Genomic DNA, 20,093 nt, shown 5'->3' with positions numbered 1-20,093 from the left:
GGGTCGGTTCGACCCTTCATTCGGAGCGGCCAGGTGATCGGATGCCCCAAATTACTAAGTTCCCTTAGTTTTTTCCGCGGGCCCGACACCTCGCCCGCCGGGGCGTCTCCTGGCGTCACCGGGGATCGGACAAGGGGGCTCCCGGCCGCCGCCGGTGGGCAAGGCCCCGCACTCGCCGACACCGGCCGGTCATACCGGACTTCCGACCGCGAACGACGCGTCCGGGCGGTCACCGATCGGTGGTGGGCGGCAAAAACAATCCCCGTGATCGGCGTACGCGCGGCGCCGGGCTAGCCCTACCGGTATACCTGGCAGTGAAGATTGGACAGGAGCGTCTCGCGACCGCACGATGGCGGATGTGACCTATGCCAAACTCGCGACCAGACCGCGGCTCGCCGCCGCGTGACGGGTATGATCATCAAAATCCGGGAGCCACCCGGGCCGCAGATGCCAAAGATCGATAAAATTCGGGTATATACGGCTGGGATTGGAACTGCCAGGAGGCCCCCATGCAGGTCAAGAAGATCCTCACCTACCTCGCGGTAGCTTTCGTGGTCTTCTATCTGTTCACCAAGCCCGCCGAGGCGGCGAGCGCGGTCAACGGAGTCTTCGACGGGATCATAAGGGGAGCAGACCAGTTGGCTCTGTTCTTCACCCGAGTGCTCACCTAACCGCCCGGCGGGGGTCCCCCGCCCTGAACCGCGCCACCCGCGTTCCCGGCTGACCCACAGGGGAGCGCGCACCCCGCACCGAACGCCATGCCGTCGGCCCCGCCGATCCCGGAAACGCATCCGGCTCCGCTGATCCCGGAACCATGCCACCACGATCACCGGAAGCCGCCACGGCACCCCCGCCCCCGCGAGCCCAGCCACGAGGTCACACCCGCGCCCCGCCGCCCGACGTCGCGCGGCCCCGCCGTACAGAGTGGTACGGAACGCCGTACAGCGTGGTACGGAATCAGGGCGGTACGGACGACACTCATATGACGTGACACGAAGACCACCCGTACGGCGAACGCCCTGACCCGATCATGGATGACCACGGAAGACATCACGGCACTCCCTTGATGATCTTTCCGGCACCCTGTGGGGAAGTCCGTTTCTCGTACGGGGGATCGTTCATGCGTGGCAAGCGAGGTTTCCCCGGGACCGGGGCCGTCGTCGCCGGGACCGTCGCGTGCGGCGTGCTGGCGACTCCAGGAGTCGCCTTCGCGACCCCGCCGCCGTCCCCGCCCCCGAGCCCGACGCCGCGTCCCGTCCAGTCCTCCGCCCAGACATCGGCCGGCGGCGGGTCCGGACGACCTGCCGCGGGAAACCCAACCGCAGGAAGCTCCGTCGCGGGAAGCTCCGTCGCAGAGAGCCATGCCTCGGGAGGCCCCGTCGCGGGCGGTTCCTCGTCCCTCTCGGCCTACCCCTCCCTCGGCCACTTCGGCGTCGCCGTCGGCCGTCCGCTGAGGGGAAGGATCACGCTGGCCAACCCGACCGGCGGGAGGCTCGCCTTCAGGGTGGTCGACCCCACCCTCCTGCCCGCCGGGATCACGCTCGACGCCGACGGCCTGCTCGGCGGCGCCTCCCGGGTGTCCGGAACCTGGACGGTCCCGGTGGAGGCGTGCGTTCCCTCCGGCGGCTGCGCCACCGGCACGGTGACGATCACCATCACCTGCGAGTGCGCCCGCTCGCTCCCTCCGTCCCCCTCCCTCACCGGCGCGCCCTGCTCCGCCGGTGACGTGGTCACCGAATGACCGCGGACCGCGACCTCGCGGCCACTCCGGACCACTCCGGAGCACACCGGAGCACTCCGAATCGCCCGGGACCACCCCGGAGCCCCCCGGACCGCTCCCGGTGCTTCCCCTCCCCCCGAGGACGTGTTACGCAGGAGGCATGGGAGATCAGCAGGCCATGACCGGCCCCCACCCGCTCGACACCGCCGCGGCGCGTCGCGTCGTCGAACGCGCCGACACCGAGGGCGTCGAGCTGGTCCGCTTCCTGTACGCCGACCACGGCGGCGTGATCAGGGGCAAGGCCACCTCCCGCCCCCGGCTGGCCGAGCGGCTGCACACCGGCATCGGGCACACCGTGGCGATGATGGCGATGAACATGCTCGACGAACTCCAGGACGTCGAGAGCCTCGGTCCGGTGGGAGAGGTCCGTCTCGTCCCCGATCCGGCGACGTTCGTCCACCTGCCCTACGCTCCCGGCGCCGCGGCCATGCTGGCGGACCTGCGCCAGGTCGACGGCTCTGCCTGGCCCGTCTGCCCGCGCACCTTCCTGCGCGAGGCCGTCGCCGCCCTCGCCGCCGAGGGACACGCCCTCGTCGCCGCCTACGAACCCGAGTTCACCCTGGGCCGCCGCGAGCCCGCCCCCGCGGGCGGCCTGGACCGGCTGGTCCCCGCCGACGACAGCCTGTGTTACTCCTCCGTCGGTTTCAACCAGCTGCACGACTACACGATGACCCTGATCCGCGCCCTGGAGAGCCAGGGACTGCGGCCCGAGCACTACCACCCCGAACTCGGCCACGGCCAGCACGAACTGTCGATCCGGCACGCCCCCGCCCTCCGGGCCGCCGACAACCACGTGGTCTACCGCGAGACGGTCAGGGGCGTCGCCGCCCGCATGTCGATGTGGGCCTCCCTCGCTCCCAAGCCCCTCGCCGACCAGGCGGGCAACGGGGCCCACCTCCACCTCTCCCTGTGGGATCCCGGGCTCCGGGCCAACGCCTTCGGCGACCCCTCCGACCGGTACGGCATGTCGGCCACGGCCTATCACTTCATCGGCGGCCTGGTCGCCCACCTCCCGGCACTCACCGCGCTCACCTGCGGCTCGGTGAACAGCTTCCGGCGCCTGACACCGAGGTCGTGGTCGAGCGCGTACGCCTGCTACGGCATGGACAACCGCGAGGCCGCGGTGCGGATCTGCTCGCCCACGGGCCGCGACGCCGCGGCGTCCGCCAACCTGGAGCTCAAGCCCTCCGACTCCTCGGCCAACCCCTACCTGTCGCTGGGCGCCGTCATCCACGCGGGCCTGGACGGCCTCCGCCGCGGCCTCGACCCCGGCGACCCCGTCGACGTCGACCCCGCGACCCTCCCGGCCGGACGCGTCCGCCGCCTCCCGGCCTCCCTGGACGAGGCCCTCGACGCCCTGGAGGCCGACGACGTCCTCATGGACGCCCTCGGCCCCCTCCGCGCCTCCGCCTACCTCGCCGTCAAACGCTCCGAGGCGAGGTCCTTCGCCGCCCAGGACGCCGCCTACGAGATGTTCCACCACTTCCGGGTCTTCTGAATCCTCCAAGCCCTAATATCGCCACACATCCCCACATATGCGGGAGTACGCGATAAAAAACAGAACCGGAACGGCCCTGGCACTCGTCCTCCTGCTCGGCGGATGCAGCCTCGGAGACGGACGGGACGCGTCTCCGGCCCCGTACGTGACACCGTCGGCGCTGCTCCCCGAACCGCCGCCACCGCCACCGCCACCACCGCCACCCCCACCGTCGCCGTCCCCCCGGCCCGCGTCGCTACGGTCGCAGGCATCACCGCCCCCCGAGGGAAAGGGCGGCCGCGATCCCGGCGACGTCAACGGCGACGGCTTCGCGGATCTGACCCTCGTCATGTCTCACGACTCCTGGTCACCCGACCTCGTGATCGTGTACGGCTCGAAGGGCGGCCTGAACCCCCGGACCAGAACGGTGGTGCCCGGCATCCATCTTGAGTTCGGCGGGTCCACGAGCACGGCCGACCTCGACGGCGACGGCTTCGCCGACGTCCTCGTCCACGGCCACGTGGCGAGGGCGGGCAGCCCCCCGGACATCCCGTACATCCTGTGGGGCGGCCCGGAGGGGGTGGATCCGGAGGCGCCACCGACCGCCGTCCGAACCCCCGTACCCCCCGACAACTTCCGCGCGGAAACGGTGCCGGGCGACTTCGACGGCGACGGCGCGGCCGATCTGGCGCTGTGGACGCCCGCGACGCAGGGAGCGAGCGGGAACGAGCTGACGATGAAGAACCTGGCCGTGCTGTACGGGCCGTTCACCCGGGAGGGCGTCCCCCACCGTCGCGTCGTCCATCCCTCGGAGGTCACCCTGGACTCCGGCGGCCTGGTCGCGGGCAGGATCGGCGGAAGGCGCGCCACCGACCTGCTCGTGCGCGAGTCGAACGACGGCGGGCAGTCGGCGTCGTGGCTCCTCAGGGGCGGCCCCGGCGGGCTGCCCCACCGGAGCCGGCGGCTGAACGAGGGCAACGCCGTCGCGTTGGGGGACTTCGACGGGGACGGCAGAGGCGACGTCGTGGTCGCCGACAGCGGCGGCCGCAACAACGAGCCGGGGTACGAGACCGAGCCGCCCCACGTCGACGGCGTGATGACCGTCTACTTCGGCGGGGCCCGGCGCGTGCCACAGGTGTTCAGGAACTTCAAAGCCGCGCGGACGACGGTGGCAGGAGATTACGACGGCGACGGGACCGACGACCTCGCGATCGCCCGTCTCCCCGACAGCGTCGAACTGCTCCAGGGCGGGGGAAGCGGGCTGCGACGCGGCGGGAGGACGATCCGCCGGCTCGGACCGGCCACGGACCCGACCGGCCAGAAGCTGCGCCCCGACGAACGCCCGGCGTTTCCCCGAACGTCGGCCGACTACGACGGCGACGGCCGGGACGAACTGCTGCTGACCTGGTCCCCCGTCAATCACCTCCCGGAATGGGGCTCGGCGCTGTCCCTGTGGTGGGTGACGGACGGCGACCGCGACGAGAACATCTTCAGTACCAGCGGGTGGTGAGGCACCGGGACTCGACGAGACCTCGGGGCGTGGTGACCATGGCTACCGGTGAGTCATGGCATGGCCGCGAGGGTCATCCCTTGGCGGTGAAGACGATCTCCACTCTGCGGTTCCTCGCCCGGTTCTCCTCCAGCGGCCGGCCCTGGACGACGTTGGGCACCCGGGGCCGCCTCTCGCCGAAGCCCGCCACCTGGAAGGCCACCCCCGTCAACGTCCCCTGGAGGGACCGGCGCACGGCCTGCGCCCGCCTGAGCGACAGCGCGGCGTTGTAGGCGTCGTCGCCCTGGTCGTCGGTGTGCCCCTCGATCCTCACCGTCCCGCCCGCGGAGTCCGCCCGCACCTTCGCGGCGACCCGTCCCAGCCGCTGCCGCGCCCGCGGCGTCAGCACGGCCGTATCGAGCGCGAACAGCACGTCGCCGGCGAGCGCCACGGTGACCCGCTCGCCCTGCCGCGACTCGCTCTCGGCGCCGTCGAGCGACTCCACCTCGGCGACGACGTCCTCGACGGGGGCGACGACGTCCTCCACCCCGGCCACGGCGTCGTCCCCCGGATCCGCCCACGCGGCCGTCGCGGGGCCCGCGAGCAGGGCGAGCCCGAGTGCCAGGATCGTGAGGCGCTCAGGAGATCGGGACATCGGTGAACACACCCAGCACCTTGAGGTCCACATTGATCTTCGTGACGTCCGGCGGCGGGGCGGCGAACGTGGCGTGCAGGGGCAGCACCTCGCCGGCCTCGGTGAACACGTCGTAGTCGGAGCACAGGCACTTGGCCCGGGGATACTTCCCGGTGCGCGCGACGACGTACCGCTTGCCGTTGACCGGGTCGACCAGGCTGATCCCTGCCACGGTCAGCCCGAGGCCGCCCGGGGTGTCGCCCATGTCGCTGTTCATCTGCCACCGGTCGTCGCTGTTGTTGGTGACCCTCCAGGTCAGCGTGGACAACCGGCCCTGGCGCCTGAGACCGGTGATCTCCACGGTCAGGTCGGCGCCGCTCGCCTTGACCTCCCTGCGGGCGATCGCCCGCTCGGGCTCGGCGGGCACGTCCGCCTGCCCGGAGGGCTCGGCGGGGTCACCGGTCTCCGTGACCTCCGTCGTCTCCGTGACCTCCGTGACCTCCGTGACCTCCGTCGTCTCCGTGACCTCCGTGGCCTCCGTCGGCTTCGCGGTGGCTGTGGGGTCCATGGGGTCCGCGACGTCCGACGTCCCCGTCACCCGTTCCTCTCCGCCTCCCCCCTGCTGCCCGGGAAGCATCCCGCAGCCACTCACCAGGGCCGCCAGCACCACCGCGACCGCCCCCGGCGTGAACCCTCTTCGCACAGCATCCCCATTCCCCGTCGTGGATCGCGTCGAGCCCGACCGTACGCGGGCCACCTTCAGAACCCGCATAGAGCCGCGTAGAGCCGCGTAGACCCACGCGGACCCGGACGGCGCGCTATACGCGCAGGCCACGGCGCCGCGACGCCTCGCGGGCGAGCTCCTCGGCCTCGGCGAGGCCGTGCCGGTCACCAAGAGCGTCAAACTCTCCCACAGCACCCGATACGGCATCAACCGCCTCAGCCACCTCGTCGAGATCCAGCAGGGCCGCCGCCAGGGCCAGCAGCGCCCGCGCGGCGCCCCGGCGGTCCGCGTACTCGCGGAACGTCCCGAGCGCCTCCTCCGCGGCCCCGCGAGCGGCGTCGGGTCGTCCCTCGGCCAGGGCCACCCTGGCCATGAGCACCAGTCCCGCGGCCTCGGGGAGCCGGTCCCCCAGGCGCCTGACCAGGCCGAGGCCGCGTTCGGCCCGCTCACGCGCCTCCGAGGGGCGTTTCCGGTCCAGGTAGAGCCCGGCGAGGTCAAGCGAGACGGCCGCCTCGCCGCGCGGATCGCCCAGCTCGCGGTAGACCGCGAGGCTCCCGTGCAGCAGGTCCTCGGCCCGCCGCGACCCGCCGAGCGCGCGCAGCGCGTCGGCCCGGCCGCGCCGGTCCCCCGCCGCCGAGAACGCGGCCAGGCAGGCGACGAAACAGGCCTCCGCCTCCGGCCGCCGTCCCTGGGCGAGGCGCACCAGGCCGAGCCGGTGCCGGGTACGGGGCACCTCGTGCGCCTCCGCCAGCGGAAGCGCCCGCTGGAGGAGGTCGGCGGCCTCCTCCAGGCGGCCCTCCGTACGGTGCAGGTCGGCCAAGGAGCGCAGCAGCAGCGCCTCGCCGTGACGGTGGCCCGTGCGCCGCGCGGCCCGCAGGCCGAGCTCCACGACCGCGTGCCAGTCCTCGCGGTGCCCGCCCAGCTCGAAGAACGGGGTCAGGTAGAAGGCCAGCCGCCAGGTCGCCTCGTCCAGGCCGGCCCGCTGGAGGTCGGCGACGGTCGCGACCAGGAAGCCCCGCTCGGCGGCGAGCCAGCGGGCCGACTCCCGCAACCGCGCGGTGTCCAGGTCCGCGGCCTGCTCCGCCGTACGGGCCACGGTCCGGCCGGAGCCCGGTTCGGCGGGCAGGAGCAGCGCCCTGGCCCGCCGGGCGCGGTCGAGGATCTCCCCGCCGGCCGCGGCGAGGACCCGGGCGGGCGGACCCTCCTCCGCGGCCAGCCGCTCGGCGGCGTAGAGCCTGGTCAGGTCATGCCAGTCGTACCTCTCCTGGCCGCTCGCGTCGAGCCCGCGCGCCCGCAGCAGACCCGCCTCGGCCAGCGCCTCCAGCGACCGGTCGGCGGGTTCCCCGAGAACGGCGGTGGCCGCCCACGAGGCGACGTGCGGCGCGGACAGCGCGCCTAGACGGCGCAGCAGCAGGCGTTCGCGATCCGGGAGCGCGCGGTAGCCGAGCGCCAGGCTGCCGCGTACGGCCAGGTCCCCCGCGCTGAGCTCGTCGAGGCGGCCGCGCTCGTCCTCCAGGCGGCCGGCCAGGTGTTCCAGCGTCCAGCTCGGCCGCCGCGCGAGCCTGGACCCGGCGATCCTGAGCGCCAGCGGCAACCCGCCGCACAACACCGCGATCCGCGCGGCCGCCTCCGGCTCGGCCCGCACCCGCCGCTCTCCCGCCACCCGCGCCAGCATCTCCACGGACTCGTCCGTGCCGAACACACCGAGCTCGAAGGCCCGCGCCGCCTCCAGGCCGGACAGCGGCGAGCGGCTGGTCACCAGCGTCAGGCAGCCGGACCCCGCGGGCAGCAGCGGGCGTACCTGGGACTCCTCGGCCGCGTCGTCCAGCACCACCAGCAGCCGCCGGCCGCTCACCAGGCTGCGGTAGAGGCGCGTCCGCTCGGCCAGGCCGGCGGGCACCGCACCCGGCGGGCAGCCGAGCGAGCGCAGCAGGTCCTCCAGCACCGCGCCCGGCGTCCTGGCCCCGAGCGAGGCGTGCAACCGCCCGCCGGGGAAGTCCAGCCCGGCGGCCGCGTGAACCGCCACCGCTGACTTGCCCGTCCCCGCGGGGCCGTGCAGCACCAGGTGGACGGGCGCGCTCCCGGCGACGGGCACGGACCGCCGGATCCAGTCCAGCACGTGCTCGCGCCCGGTGAAGTCGGCGACGTCCGGAGGCGTCTCGTTCGGCACGGCCCGCGCGGGCTTTACCTCCGCCAGCACGCGTGCGTGCGCCTCCCGCAGCTCGGGACCCGGCTCAAGACCGAGCTCGCCGACGAGCAGCCGCCGCGCCTCCCGGTAGGCGCCCAGCGCCTCCGACCTGCGCCCCGCCTGGCCGAGCGCGAGTACGAGCTGCGCCCACGCCCGCTCCCGCAGGGGATGCGAGGCCACGAGCGCGCGCAGCTCCCCCGTCACCTCGGCGCCCCGGCCGAGCGCCACGTCCAGCTCGACGCGCTCCTCCAGAGCGGTCAGCCGCAGCTCCTCCAGCGGTACGGCGTACGCCCGCCGCAGCTCGGCCGAGTCGACACCGTCCAGCGCGGGCCCTCGCCACAGTGCCAGGGCGGCGCGCAGGCCGTCGGCCGCCTCGGCGGTCCTGCCCGCGTCCCTCGCCCGCCGGTTCGCGGTCACCAGGCGCTCGAACCGGTGCGCGTCCACCTCGTCGGGATCGACGTCGAGGAGATAGCCGCCGGGCACGGTGCGGATCCCGCCGACCACCTTGCGCAGCGCGCTCACGTACACCCGCAGCACCGGTTCCGCGGAGGCGGGCGGCTCCTCGCCCCACACCTCGGCGATCAGCCGGTCGACGGTCAGCGTCCGTCCCGGCCTCAGCAGCAGGGCGGCCAGGAGCGTGCGGTGCTTGGCGGGGCCGGGCGTCAGGTCACGCTCCCCCTCGACGACCCGCAGCGCCCCCAGCACACCGAACCGCACGTTCATCCCGCCACCGGCTCGACGACCCACAGCGCCCCCAGCGCACCGAACCGCGCGTTCATCCCGCCACCGGGCGGACCTCGAACGTGCGGAACCCGACCCGGACGGGCGTGGCCGCGTCCGGCGCCGCGTAGACTCCGGTCGCCCCCGGACCGTAGGGGGCCTCCGTGTCGGCGGCCTCCCCCACCGGCTCCTCGTTGAGCCACATGCTGAGCACGACCCGCTCGCCCCGCTGCGCGCACTGGACGACGACGCGATTGTCGGCCGCCTTCCTCATCCGCACCGGTCCGTGCAGGACGACGCCCCGCCCGCCGCGCCGCTTGGTGATCGAGGCCTCGCCCGAGGCGGTGACCGCGAACTCGTAGCGGTCGCCGGTGCCCACGTCGCCGCGGCACCACACGCCGAACTCCCCCGACCCCTGCTCCAGTCGCATTCTGGAGCTGACCACGACGCCCTCGGCGGACCCCCCGTCGAAGGGGGCCGACTTCCACAGCCGCCATCCGGGGTTGGCGGTCAGCAGGTAGGTCCCGCCGTCCAGCCGGGCCCCGCCGCCGTCGGACGCGCCGACCGCCCAGGAGTCGGCGAAACCGGCACGGTACGACGACGCGGACGTGCCGAGACCGGCGTAGAACGTCCACCCGCCCGCCAGCACCACCACGAGCGCGGCGACCCCCGCGACCCACGGCCACCGCCGCCTCGCGGCCACCGCACCGACCCCGGCGGGCACGGCGGGCTCCCCGGACACAGCGGATCCGCCGGGTACGGCCACTCCCCCGGAGACGGCGGATTCCCTGGGCACGCCCGGCCTCCTGAGCACACCCGGTTCCCCGGGCAGGGCCGCTCCCCCACCTCCACCGGCCCAGGCGCGCTCGACGGCCTGGCTGGCCGTCGCCGGGGTCGGCCGGCCGCCGACCAGCTCGTCCAGCAGCCGCTGGGCGCTCGGGCGGCGCTCGGGGTCCTTGGCCATGGCCCCCTCGACGACGGCACGCACGCGCTCGTCGAGCCCCTCGAGGTTCGGCCCGTCGTTGACGATCCGGTAGAGGACCTCGGACGGCGCGCCGCCGCCGAACGGCAACCGTCCCGTGCCGGCGAACGCGATCACCCCGCCCCACGCGTAGACGTCGGCCGCGGGCGTCAGCGGCTCACCGCGCACCTGCTCGGGCGCCATGAACGCGGGCGTGCCCATGATCGTCTGGCTGGCCGGGCTCTGGGTGTCGACGAGTTGCGCGATGCCGAAGTCGATCACGCGCGGGCCGAGCGGCGACAGCAGCACGTTCGACGGCTTCAGGTCGCGGTGGATCACTCCCGCCCCGTGGATCGCGTGCAACGCGGTCGCGATCCCGACCGCGAGCGCCTCCAGGTTGGCTCCGGTCAGCGGCCCCTGCTCGCGTACGGCCTGCGCCAGGTCTGGTCCTTTGACGTACTCGGTGACGAGGTAGGCGACGCCGTCCTCGACCCCGGCGTCGAGCACCGGAGCGGTACAGAACCTGGCCACCCTGCGCGCCGCCGCCACCTCGCGGTCGAAACGCCGCCGGAAGGCCGGGTCACGGGCCAGCCACGGATGGATCACCTTCACCGCGGCCAGGCCCCCCGTCGGGGTCGTGGCGAGGTGCACCACGCCCATACCGCCCTGGCCCAGCTCACGCCTGAGCACGTAGCCGCCGATCATGTCCACCGGAGCCACCTTATGCCGTCAAATCCGCGCACACCGGCATTTTGTACGCCAAAGAGTTCAGCCCTGAGCTCCTTTCCGCAGGGGCGCTTCAGCTACGGCGACCAGCCCTCGACCCACCCCGTACGAAGGCTTCAGCGCGGGAACGCACCCTGGGCGGCCGGAAACGGAGCGACTACGGTCCGTACCGCGCACGGACGGAGCCGCCGTGCGCGGAGGCGGGCCGGTGTTCCGGGCGGCTCAAGAAGAGCCCGCAACCAGCGCGCCCGAGCGGGCCGAAGGCCGGAATCACCGGACGTCAACCACGACGGCCGCCCGGAGCACCGGCCCGCCGCAGCGCGAACCAGGAATCCCGAACCAGGAATCCCGAACGCAGCGTGAACCGGGAACCTTCGACAGGACCGCCGAACCCGTGAGCGACCCACCGAGGGCCACGAACCTCCGTACCGGCAAACGCGCCGCCCAGCCACGCTATGGGGCACACGGCGACCCCGATACCGTCCCGCATGACCGTCCCGCATGGCCACGAACCCCGCGGAGCGCTTCCGTGGGCTCCGCGTCACCGGAACGCGGACGAGTTCATCGACCACGACTTCGGCGACGTCGGCCGCCGCTTCGAGGTCGATCACGTGCGGGGCGCGTCGGGGTAGCGGGCCCACAGGGGGGTGCGCCACTGCTGGTGGTTGTCCGTGCGATCACAGGCCCGGAGGGTGAGTTCCGTTCCGGCCTCGTACGACTCGCCTTCCACCCGGAGGCAGCGGCCGGTCAGGCGATGCCTGATCTCCCAGTACTGCCACTCGCGCCTGGTGTCCCGCGCGCCGAAGTCCCAGATCGCGTCGGCCGGAGGGTCCCCTCTCGGGCAGATCGGCCGCCGGACGACCCCCGCCGCGTCACCGCCCGCCTGGGGGACCACGCAGCCGGACCCGTTGCGGATCACGTACGCCCCCGGCCCCGGGGAGACCTCCTGGTAGGTGAACGCCTGGTTGGACTCGCCGTGGCAGTCCCAGCGCAGGAGCCGGCCGCCGGTGAAGGGAACGTCGACGCAGTCCCCGTTCTGGGCACTGGCGATCGCGCTGCCCGTGCCGGGCGGCAGGCCCTTGGTGATCTGCCAGTACTGGCCGGCCCGGCCGGAACAGGTTTGCAGGACCAGCGCGACCCCGGGATCGCGGACCGTCTTCTCGATGTCGATGCAGAGTTCACCGCCGTAGGAGGCGATTCTGCCCTGGGAGGTGCCGTCGATCAGACGCCACAGTTGCCCGTCAGAGGCTTCGTCGCACAGGGAGTTGGTGAGATAGGAGGACTGGCGAGGGAGCCTGGCCTCCACGTCCAGGCAGAGCCTCGATTCGGCGTTGACGATCCGGTGGTGCAGGACCCCCTCGCGCCGGACGGGCTGGAGATCCCAGCTGCGTTCGGGGGTCGGCTCCTTGTAGGCCAGTGACTCGCCGATCCGGACCCGCTTCACCCACTCGCCGCTGTAGACCATGGGCTGCCCCACCGCGAACCGGGAGACGACCGTGACCCCCCGCGCCTCGAAGTCGGGCGCGGACAGCGACCGGGACACGGCGACCGCACCCCACAGCGTGAACGCCACCGCCCCGGCGACGCAGAGCACGACGGCGCCCTGCCGCGACACGCCGAACGACACGGGCACCACCGCCCCGCCCCCCGCCACCGCCCCCGGCTCAGGGCTGCCCCGATCCCGCTCCTGCCACCAGGCCAGGACTCCGGCCAGGATCAGCGCGCAGAGGAAGAACCCGACCCGGAACTCGACGTCACCGGTCGTCCAGTTGACGAACAGATTACCCAGGGTAACAACAAGCGCGCATTTCCCGATATCGACAAAGCGTCGATCCCACGCGAATCCTCTCTTTTTTCTGGAATCCGCTGGAGCAGGCATATATAATCGCACCTGACATCATTAGACAAGAAACCCGGGCATCCGGAAAATCGCCGGAGACAATGTCACCCGGCCGAGGCCGTCACCATTCCGGCACAGCACACGATACGCCGCCCCGCCTCGCCCCAACCGGCGGTTCCGCAACGCCGACCAGGCCGAACCCGGCCATCGCGTACCGCCGAGGCGCTCGGCCACGCGGAAGCGGACCGCGCCACGCGGCGCCCAGGGACACGACGAGGTCGCGGGCGAGACATAAAGCCGCTCGCGGAACGCGCCCGCCGAACGCCGCCCACAAACCCGCTGTAACGCCGGCAAACCATTTGGCGATCTACAGATCCGGTACGGCCGGCAACACCGCCGTCAGGCCGGGTGGCGCCAATTCCCGCGTTTCCCCCCGAGCAAAGGAGCACGCTGTGCCCGAAACCCCCCGGGAGATCTTCGAGCGATACGTCTGGGCCGGAGCCATGACCCGGAACGCCGCGGCACTGGCCGAGCTGTTCACCGTGGACGGCGTCATCGAGGCGCCGCTCGTCCCGGCCGGTCACACCTATCCCAGGCGCCTTGAGGGGCGCGAGGAGATCCGCGAGGCGATGGCCGCGCACTACAGGCGGCCGGTGCGCACCGACCGCACGTTGAATGCGGCCGGGACCCGGTACGCGCTGCACACCACCACCGACCCCGACGTGTTCGTCGCCGAGATCGACACCGCCTTCGACGGAAGCGCCGGGCCCACGACCGTGTCGCTGGTGCAGATCTTCCGCCTCCGTGACGGGAAGATCGCTCTGCTACGCGACTACTTCGCACCCGAGGAAGTGGACTGAGGGCATCTGCGGCACTCGACGACGTCAGCGAACCGGATGCCCCGCCCTCCGCAGCGCGTCCTTGACGTCACCGATCTTGAGCTGCCCGAAGTGGAACACCGACGCCGCGAGCACCGCGTCCGCCCCCGCCTCGACCGCGGGGGGGAAGTCCTCGACCGAACCGGCCCCGCCGCTGGCGATCACCGGGACCGACACCGCGGCCCGTACGGCCCGGATCATCTCCAGGTCGTAACCGTTACGGGTGCCGTCACCGTCCATGGAGTTGAGCAGGATCTCACCGACCCCGAGCTCCTCGCCCCGCCGGGCCCACTCCACCGCGTCGATCCCGGTGCCCCGGCGACCGCCGTGCGTGGTCACCTCGAAACCGGACGGCGTCGCCGGGCCGTCGACGACCCGGCGGGCGTCCACCGACAGCACGATGCACTGCGCCCCGTACCGCCGCGACGCCTCGGTCAGCAGCTCGGGCCGGGCGATCGCCGCCGTGTTCAGGCCCACCTTGTCGGCACCCGCCCGCAGCAGCCTGTCGACGTCCTCGACCGAGCGCACTCCCCCGCCCACGGTCAGCGGGATGAACACCTGCTCGGCCGTCCGGCTGACCACGTCGTACATCGTCGACCGGTCGGAACTGGAGGCCGTGATGTCCAGGAACGTCAGCTCGTCGGCCCCCTCCGCGTCGTAGCGGCGGGCCAGCTCGACCGGGTCGCCCGCGTCACGGAGGTTCTCGAAGTTGACGCCCTTGACCACCCGCCCGGCGTCCACGTCCAGGCAGGGGATCACTCGTACCGCGACAGCCATCTGCGAACCCCTCACGAACTCACGGCGGCGACGGTGGCGAGGGCGTCCTCGAGGGTGAAGGCCTGCGCGTACAGCGCCTTGCCCACGATGGCCCCCTCGACGCCGATCGGGACCAGTGAGGCCAGGGCGCGCAGGTCGTCCAGGGACGAGACGCCGCCGCTGGCGACCACCGGCTTGTCGGTGCGGGAACAGACCTCGCGCAGCAGGTCGAGGTTGGGACCGCGCAGCGTGCCGTCCTTGGTGACGTCGGTGACGACGTAGCGGGGACAGCCGTCGCCCTCCAGGCGGGCGAGGACCTCCCACAGGTCACCGCCCTCCTGGGTCCAGCCACGGGCGGCCAGGGTCGTCCCCCGCACGTCCAGCCCGATCGCGATCCGGTCACCGTACTCAGCGATGATCTTGGAGCACCAGGCGGGGTTCTCCAGCGCCGCGGTGCCGATGTTCACCCGGCGGCAGCCGGTGGCCAGCGCGATCTCCAGGGAGGCGTCGTCACGGATGCCGCCGGACATCTCCACGTTCACGTCGAGCGCGCCGACCACGGTGGCGAGCAGCTCGCGGTTGCTGCCCCGGCCGAAGGCCGCGTCGAGGTCGACCAGATGGATCCACTCGGCACCGGCCTCCTGCCAGGCCAGCGCCGCGGACAGGGGGTCGCCGTACGACGTCTCGGTGCCGGCCGCGCCCTGGACCAGGCGGACCGCCTGTCCGTCGGCGACGTCCACGGCGGGGAGCAGCTCAAGCGACATCGGTTCAAGACCTCCGGTCGAAAACAAGGGTGAGGAAAAGCGGTACCAACAGCAAAGAGATGACAAGAGCCCCGAACCGGGCCGCCCACGAGGACCACAGCAGCCAGACGATCACCTGGACGATCAGGAACAGCACCACCGCGACACCGTTCTGCGTCCGGCGGCGGCGGGCCATGATGCCGCCCTGGGACACGATGCGGACCGGCCTGCCCGGCAGCAGCGCGACCACCCTGCCGACCCGCTCGCGCCGACGCGCCAGCCGCGCCTCCCGCTCGGCGCGCAGAGCCGCCTGGCGCGCCTGCTCGGCCTCCCGCTCGGCGCGGCGCCTGGCCCGCTCCTTGCTCATCGGGAGCTCACCGGGAACCCGCCCGGAGAGCACACCGGAGACCCGCCGGAAACCCCCGCAGGAGCCCCGGACGAAACCCCGGACGCGGCCCGCGAGATCATGTGACGGTCCCGAGCCAGTTCGTGAGCAGCTGCGCCCCGGCGTCGCCCGACTTCTCGGGGTGGAACTGGGTGGCCGTCAGCGGGCCGTTCTCCACCGCCGCGACGAACGGCACCCCGTGCTCGGACCAGGTGATCAGCGGGTCGTCGAACCCCGGACCCGCCTGGAGCTCCCAGGAGCGCACACCGTAGGAGTGCACGAAGTAGAAGCGCGTGTCGGCGTCGAGCCCGGCGAACAACACGGTCCCGGCGGGCGCCTTCACCGTGTTCCAGCCCATGTGCGGCAGGACCGGGGCCTCCAGGCGCTCCACCGTGCCCGGCCACTCCCCGCAGCCCTCGGTCGTGACGCCGTGCTCGACGCCCGTCTCGAAGAGGATCTGCATGCCGACGCAGATGCCGAGCACCGGCCGCCCCGCCGACAGGCGCCGCGCGACGATCCGCTCGCCCCGCACGGCGCGCAACCCCGCCATGCACGCGGCGAACGCCCCCACCCCCGGCACGACGAGGCCGTCGGCCTCCATCGCCGCCTCGTAGTCGGCCGTCACCGTGACCTCCGCGCCGACCCGGGCCAGCGCGCGCTCCGCCGAACGGAGGTTGCCCGAGCCGTAGTCGAGAACGGTTACCTTCTTCACCACCAGAGCACCGCCGCCGTGGTCGCCAGGGCCGCGAGGGCGGCGAGCAGCACCGCGCCCTTCCGCAGACCCTGTTTGAGGAATGAGACGATCCCGCCGACGAGGAAGAGGGCCACGAAGGCCATCGCGACGGCCGTCCAGTTGTCACTCACCGGCGCGCCCTCCCCACGCGAGAACGGGAAACGGTCACAGCACGCCCTTCGTGCTGGGCACCCCGGTGGCGCGCGGGTCGCGCTCCGAGGCCGCCCGCAGCGCCCTGGCCAGCGCCTTGAACTGCGCCTCCACGATGTGGTGGGCGTTGCGGCCGTACGGGACGCGCACGTGCAGGCAGATCGCGGCCTGGGCGACGAACGACTCCAGGATGTGCCTGGTCATCGTCGTGTCGTACTCCGGCCCGATCATGGGGGCCATGCCCTCGGGCTCGCTGTGCACCAGGTAGGGGCGCCCCGACAGGTCGACCGTGACCTCCGCGAGCGACTCGTCCAGCGGGCAGGACGCGTTGCCGAACCTTCGCAGGCCCGACTTGTCGCCCAGAGCCTCGCGGAACGCCGCCCCCAGCGCGAGCGAGGTGTCCTCGATCGTGTGGTGGGCGTCGATGTGCAGGTCGCCCTCGGTCTTCACGGTCAGGTCGAACAGGCCGTGCTTGCCGAGCTGGTTCAGCATGTGGTCGAAGAACCCGACACCGGTGGACACCTCGACGTTCCCGGTGCCGTCGAGGTCGACCTCGACCAGCACCGAGGTCTCCTTGGTGACACGCTCGACGCGACCGCGACGCGGCGCGGTCTCGATACCGGTGCCGCCGGTGATGCTGCTCACAGGATCTCCTCCAGGGCGGCGCGGAACGCCGCCATCTCCTCAGGGGTACCGATCGAAACTCTCAGCCACTCGGGCGGGCCCACCTCGCGGATCAGCACCCCGCGGTCCAGCATGCCCCGCCACACCGCGTGCCTGTCCTCGAAGAGGCCGAACAGCACGAAGTTGGCGTCCGAGTCGGCGACCGTCAGCCCCCGGCCGCGCAGCCACTCCACCGTGGCGTCCCGCTCGGCCCGCAGCGCGTCGACGGCACCGAGCAACTCGGCGCCGTGGGCGAGCGCGACCCGCGCCGCCGTCTGGGTGAGCGTGGACAGGTGGTACGGGAGCCGGACCAGCAGCAGCGCCTCGATCACCGCCGGGTGGGCGGCGAGGTAACCGAGCCGGGTCCCGGCCATCGCGAACGCCTTGGACATCGTCCGCGTGACGATCAGCCGGGGGTTGTCCGGCAGCAGGGTCAGCGCCGACGGGGTGCCGGTGCGGGCGAACTCGAAGTAGGCCTCGTCCACCACCACCATGCCCGGCGCCGCCTCGACGATCCCGGCGATCACCTCCGGGTCCAGGGCGGTGCCGGTCGGGTTGTTGGGCGACGTCAGGAAGACGATGTCGGGCCGGTGCTCCTCGATCGCGGCGACGGCCTTGCCGGGGTCGATCCCGAAGTCGTCCTCACGCGCCCCGGAGACCCACTCGGTCGAGGCGCCGGTGGTGATGATCGGGTGCATCGAGTAGGAGGGCTCGAAGCCCATCGCGACCCGGCCGTGGCCGCCGAAGGCCTGCAGGATCTGCTGGAGCACCTCGTTGGAGCCGTTGGCCGCCCACACCCGCTCCACGGTCAGGCCGTGCCCCAGATACGAGGCCAGCTCCCCGCGCAGGGCGAGCGCGTCGCGGTCGGGATAGCGGTTGAGCTCGCCCGCCTGGGCGCGTACGGCCTCGGCCAGGTCGGCGACGAGGGACGCGGAGGGCCCGTAGGGGTTCTCGTTGGTGTTGAGCCTGACCGGGACGTCGATCTGGGGGGCACCGTACGGCGTGCGCCCCCGAAGGTCGTCGCGGATCGGCAGATCTTCAAGCCTCACGACGAAGTCTCCCAGCGGAATCGAACACGGACATCCCCGGTGAGCACCGGCGGGAGGGCCCCTCCCGGTCGAGCCGGCACCGGCGGGAGGGCCCTCACGAGGGCACCTCCCAGCCGAAACGCGCGCGGATCGCCGCACCGTGCGCCGGGAGGTCCTCGGTGTCGGCCAGCACGCACACGTGGGCGGCGGCACCGGCGAGGGCCTCGCGGCTGTAGTCGACGACGTGGATGCCGCGCAGGAACGTCTGCACCGACAGCCCCGAGGAGTGGCAGGCACAGCCACCGGTGGGCAGCACGTGGTTGGAGCCGGCCATGTAGTCGCCGAGCGAGACCGGCGCGTAGGAGCCGACGAAGATCGCTCCGGCGTTGCGCACCCGGGCGGCCAGGGCGTGCGCCCCGGCGGTGTGGATCTCCAGGTGCTCGGCGGCGTAAGCGTCGACGACGCGCAGCCCGGCCTCCATGTCGTCGACCAGCAGGATGCCCGACTGGCGCCCCGACAGGGCCTCGGTGATCCGCTCGGCGTGCTTGGTCGCGGCGACCTGGCGGGGCAGCTCCCGCTCGACGGCCTCGGCCAGCTCCGCCGAGTCGGTGACGAGCACGGCGGCGGCGATCGTGTCGTGCTCGGCCTGGCTGATCAGGTCGGCGGCGACGTGCACCGGGTCGGCCGTGGCGTCGGCGAGGATCGCGATCTCGGTGGGACCGGCCTCGGAGTCGATGCCGATGCGCCCCTTGAGCAGGCGCTTGGCGGCGGCGACCCAGATGTTGCCGGGGCCGGTGACCATGCTGACCGGCGGGCACTCCTCGGTGCCGTACGCGAACATCGCCACCGCCTGGGCGCCGCCGACCGCGTAGACCTCGTCCACGCCGAGCAGCGCGCACGCCGCCAGGATGGCCGGGTGCGGCAGCCCGCCGAACTCGCGCTGCGCGGGCGAGGAGACCGCCAGGGAGGGCACCCCCGCCTCCTGGGCGGGAACGACGTTCATGACCACGCTGGAGGGGTAGACCGCCCGGCCACCGGGGACGTACAGCCCCACGCGGTCGACGGGCACCCACCGCTCGGTGACGGTGCCGCCGGGCACGACCTGGGTGGTGACGTCGGCGCGCCGCTGGTCGCGGTGGACGAGACGGGCGCGGCGGATCGACTCCTCCAGCGCCGCCCGCACCTTCGGGTCGAGCGCCTCCAGCGCCCCGGTGATCGCCTCGGCGGGCACCCGGGTGGACTCCAGCTCGACCCCGTCGAACCCGGCGGTCAGCTCGCGCACGGCGGCGACCCCGCGATGACGCACGTCCTCGCAGATGGACCGCACCTTCTCCAGGGCGGCTTCGACGTCGAGGTCGGCACGGGGCAGCACGTCGCGAAGGTCCTCAGGCAGAGGCCCTCGCAGGTCGGTACGCGAAATCACCCGTTCAGTCTACGGAGGTCCGCCACCCGATATCGTCTCGTCCATTATCCGGACGACGCCTTTACTATGTAGATTTTAACCAGCCGCTACGCTTCCCCCGTGAGCAAGAGCAAGAACAAGGGCGGTCAGGGAACCCCCGCGACGGTGGCCCTCACCCAGGCCAAGGTCGACTTCACCCTGCACCCCTACGAGCACGACGCGAACGCGCAGGCCTACGGCGAGGAGGCGGCCGACGCCCTCGGGGTGCCGTACGGGCAGATCTTCAAAACGCTGGTGGCCGAGGTGGAGAGCGGGCTCGCCGTCGCGGTGGTGCCGGTGGCCGGCAAGCTCGACCTCAAGGCGTTCGCGGCGGCGATGGGGAGCAAGCGGGCGGCGATGGCCGACGCGGCCAAGGTCGAGCGGGTCACCGGCTACGTGGTCGGCGGCATCAGCCCCCTCGGGCAGCGCAAGCGCCTGCCGACCGTGGTCGACGCCTCCGCGCTCGACTTCGCGACGATCTACTTCTCCGCCGGGCGGCGCGGGCTGCAGATCGAGACCGCCCCCTCGGAGCTGGTCCGGCTCACCCAGGCCGTCACCGCCCCCATCGGCAAGACCGGCTGACGACCTCACGGGGCTCACAGGACCCACCTCGCGGATCCCGCGGGAACCACCGCGTGGGCCCCGCAGGAACCACCGCGTGGGGTCCCACAAGACGGACCCGCTCCCCCCGCCGGGTCCTGTCGAAGGTTGCCGACGCGGCGCGCGCCGGCGTTCGGTCAGACTCGGTACGACAGGACACACCTGACCAGGGCCATC

19 protein-coding genes are annotated in these 20,093 nt (G+C 72.7%); 6 read left to right on the top strand and 13 right to left on the bottom strand.

The genetic code is table 11. The annotated features are described in order from the left end of the window. The first annotated feature begins 509 nt into the window (after positions 1–509). The 4 genes from ACFFRH_RS02625 to ACFFRH_RS02610 all read left to right on the top strand — a co-directional run bounded on the left by ACFFRH_RS02625 (position 510) and on the right by ACFFRH_RS02610 (position 4,767). A complete protein-coding gene (locus tag ACFFRH_RS02625) occupies positions 510–671 on the top strand; it encodes a hypothetical protein (protein ID WP_344744406.1) in 162 nt (53 codons plus the stop codon). A gap of 449 nt (positions 672–1,120) precedes the next feature. Next, entirely contained in the window at positions 1,121–1,741 is a 621-nt protein-coding gene (locus ACFFRH_RS02620) for a hypothetical protein (RefSeq protein ID WP_344744407.1), read from the top strand. A 139-nt stretch (positions 1,742–1,880) separates the two neighbouring features. Further along, complete coding sequence (locus ACFFRH_RS02615; protein WP_344744408.1) at positions 1,881–3,278, top strand: glutamine synthetase family protein; 1,398 nt, start codon at positions 1,881–1,883, stop codon at positions 3,276–3,278. Between the two features lie 37 nt (positions 3,279–3,315). After that, the gene (locus ACFFRH_RS02610) at positions 3,316–4,767 is read left to right on the top strand and encodes an FG-GAP repeat domain-containing protein (RefSeq protein WP_344744409.1); all 1,452 of its coding nucleotides are present in this window, start codon (positions 3,316–3,318) and stop codon (positions 4,765–4,767) included. A 73-nt stretch (positions 4,768–4,840) separates the two neighbouring features. Here the strand turns inward: ACFFRH_RS02610 and ACFFRH_RS02605 are convergent, their stop codons facing one another. The 5 genes from ACFFRH_RS02605 to ACFFRH_RS02585 form a co-directional block, all read right to left on the bottom strand. Beyond that, a complete protein-coding gene (locus ACFFRH_RS02605; RefSeq protein ID WP_386153806.1) occupies positions 4,841–5,401 on the bottom strand; it encodes an OmpA family protein in 561 nt (186 codons plus the stop codon). Next, on the bottom strand, positions 5,385–6,083 hold the full coding sequence (locus ACFFRH_RS02600) for a hypothetical protein (RefSeq protein ID WP_386153803.1): 699 nt from the start codon (positions 6,081–6,083) through the stop codon (positions 5,385–5,387). The genes ACFFRH_RS02605 and ACFFRH_RS02600 overlap by 17 nt, the downstream gene beginning before the upstream one ends. 115 nt (positions 6,084–6,198) lie before the next feature. Beyond that, positions 6,199–9,015: an AfsR/SARP family transcriptional regulator gene (locus ACFFRH_RS02595; RefSeq protein ID WP_386153800.1), complete on the bottom strand. Its 2,817-nt coding sequence runs from the start codon at positions 9,013–9,015 to the stop codon at positions 6,199–6,201. Between the two features lie 52 nt (positions 9,016–9,067). After that, positions 9,068–10,678 (bottom strand): serine/threonine-protein kinase, encoded by a 1,611-nt coding sequence (locus ACFFRH_RS02590; RefSeq protein ID WP_344744469.1) that lies wholly within the window; start codon positions 10,676–10,678, stop codon positions 9,068–9,070. A gap of 628 nt (positions 10,679–11,306) precedes the next feature. Continuing rightward, positions 11,307–12,578, bottom strand: coding sequence for an RICIN domain-containing protein (locus ACFFRH_RS02585; protein ID WP_344744413.1), 1,272 nt, complete (start codon positions 12,576–12,578; stop codon positions 11,307–11,309). 413 nt (positions 12,579–12,991) lie between these two features. Here ACFFRH_RS02585 and ACFFRH_RS02580 point away from each other — a divergent pair, with 413 nt between their 5' ends. After that, the gene (locus ACFFRH_RS02580; protein WP_344744414.1) at positions 12,992–13,399 is read left to right on the top strand and encodes a nuclear transport factor 2 family protein; all 408 of its coding nucleotides are present in this window, start codon (positions 12,992–12,994) and stop codon (positions 13,397–13,399) included. A gap of 24 nt (positions 13,400–13,423) precedes the next feature. On the opposite strand, the gene hisF is transcribed toward ACFFRH_RS02580, so the two are convergent. From hisF to hisD, 8 genes are all read right to left on the bottom strand, one after another. Continuing rightward, a complete protein-coding gene (hisF, locus tag ACFFRH_RS02575; RefSeq protein WP_344744415.1) occupies positions 13,424–14,194 on the bottom strand; it encodes an imidazole glycerol phosphate synthase subunit HisF in 771 nt (256 codons plus the stop codon). Positions 14,195–14,205: 11 nt separating this feature from the next. Next, complete coding sequence (gene priA, locus ACFFRH_RS02570) at positions 14,206–14,937, bottom strand: bifunctional 1-(5-phosphoribosyl)-5-((5-phosphoribosylamino)methylideneamino)imidazole-4-carboxamide isomerase/phosphoribosylanthranilate isomerase PriA (protein ID WP_344744416.1); 732 nt, start codon at positions 14,935–14,937, stop codon at positions 14,206–14,208. Positions 14,938–14,941: 4 nt separating this feature from the next. Continuing rightward, complete coding sequence (locus tag ACFFRH_RS02565) at positions 14,942–15,283, bottom strand: hypothetical protein (RefSeq protein ID WP_344744417.1); 342 nt, start codon at positions 15,281–15,283, stop codon at positions 14,942–14,944. A gap of 97 nt (positions 15,284–15,380) precedes the next feature. Then, positions 15,381–16,016, bottom strand: a complete 636-nt coding sequence (gene hisH, locus ACFFRH_RS02560) for an imidazole glycerol phosphate synthase subunit HisH (RefSeq protein WP_344744418.1) — start codon at positions 16,014–16,016, stop codon at positions 15,381–15,383. After that, positions 16,010–16,165 carry a CG2302 family histidine operon protein gene (locus ACFFRH_RS02555; RefSeq protein WP_344744419.1) on the bottom strand — a complete coding sequence of 52 codons (156 nt, stop codon included), beginning with the start codon at positions 16,163–16,165 and terminating at the stop codon, positions 16,010–16,012. Before ACFFRH_RS02555 ends, hisH begins: the two co-directional genes overlap by 7 nt. A gap of 34 nt (positions 16,166–16,199) precedes the next feature. Further along, a complete protein-coding gene (gene hisB / locus ACFFRH_RS02550; protein WP_386154252.1) occupies positions 16,200–16,820 on the bottom strand; it encodes an imidazoleglycerol-phosphate dehydratase HisB in 621 nt (206 codons plus the stop codon). Between the two features lie 5 nt (positions 16,821–16,825). Then, entirely contained in the window at positions 16,826–17,896 is a 1,071-nt protein-coding gene (locus tag ACFFRH_RS02545) for a histidinol-phosphate transaminase (RefSeq protein ID WP_344744420.1), read from the bottom strand. A 94-nt stretch (positions 17,897–17,990) separates the two neighbouring features. Next, positions 17,991–19,298 (bottom strand): histidinol dehydrogenase, encoded by a 1,308-nt coding sequence (hisD, locus tag ACFFRH_RS02540; protein ID WP_386153792.1) that lies wholly within the window; start codon positions 19,296–19,298, stop codon positions 17,991–17,993. A 99-nt stretch (positions 19,299–19,397) separates the two neighbouring features. Between hisD and ybaK the strand changes: the two genes are divergently transcribed. After that, the gene (gene ybaK, locus ACFFRH_RS02535) at positions 19,398–19,898 is read left to right on the top strand and encodes a Cys-tRNA(Pro) deacylase (protein ID WP_344744421.1); all 501 of its coding nucleotides are present in this window, start codon (positions 19,398–19,400) and stop codon (positions 19,896–19,898) included. Positions 19,899–20,093: the final 195 nt, after the last annotated feature.

It is taken from the genome of Streptosporangium vulgare, from assembly GCF_042428775.1.
GTDB classification, from domain to species: Bacteria; Actinomycetota; Actinomycetes; order Streptosporangiales; family Streptosporangiaceae; genus Streptosporangium; species Streptosporangium vulgare.
This window is presented reverse-complemented; position numbering and strand designations above follow the sequence as displayed.

What these genes read in the sequence shown, in the direction of transcription:
- ACFFRH_RS02625 (WP_344744406.1), top strand. Translation starts at nt 510, where the DNA reads ATGCAGGTCAAGAAGATCCTCACCTACCTCGCGGTAGCTTTCGTGGTC.
- ACFFRH_RS02620 (WP_344744407.1), top strand. Translation starts at nt 1,121, where the DNA reads ATGCGTGGCAAGCGAGGTTTCCCCGGGACCGGGGCCGTCGTCGCCGGG.
- ACFFRH_RS02615 (WP_344744408.1), top strand. Translation starts at nt 1,881, where the DNA reads ATGGGAGATCAGCAGGCCATGACCGGCCCCCACCCGCTCGACACCGCC.
- ACFFRH_RS02610 (WP_344744409.1), top strand. Translation starts at nt 3,316, where the DNA reads ATGCGGGAGTACGCGATAAAAAACAGAACCGGAACGGCCCTGGCACTC.
- ACFFRH_RS02605 (WP_386153806.1), bottom strand. Translation starts at nt 5,401, where the DNA reads ATGTCCCGATCTCCTGAGCGCCTCACGATCCTGGCACTCGGGCTCGCC.
- ACFFRH_RS02595 (WP_386153800.1), bottom strand. Translation starts at nt 9,015, where the DNA reads ATGAACGTGCGGTTCGGTGTGCTGGGGGCGCTGCGGGTCGTCGAGGGG.
- ACFFRH_RS02590 (WP_344744469.1), bottom strand. Translation starts at nt 10,678, where the DNA reads ATGATCGGCGGCTACGTGCTCAGGCGTGAGCTGGGCCAGGGCGGTATG.
- ACFFRH_RS02585 (WP_344744413.1), bottom strand. Translation starts at nt 12,578, where the DNA reads ATGCCTGCTCCAGCGGATTCCAGAAAAAAGAGAGGATTCGCGTGGGAT.
- hisF (WP_344744415.1), bottom strand. Translation starts at nt 14,194, where the DNA reads ATGGCTGTCGCGGTACGAGTGATCCCCTGCCTGGACGTGGACGCCGGG.
- priA (WP_344744416.1), bottom strand. Translation starts at nt 14,937, where the DNA reads ATGTCGCTTGAGCTGCTCCCCGCCGTGGACGTCGCCGACGGACAGGCG.
- ACFFRH_RS02565 (WP_344744417.1), bottom strand. Translation starts at nt 15,283, where the DNA reads ATGAGCAAGGAGCGGGCCAGGCGCCGCGCCGAGCGGGAGGCCGAGCAG.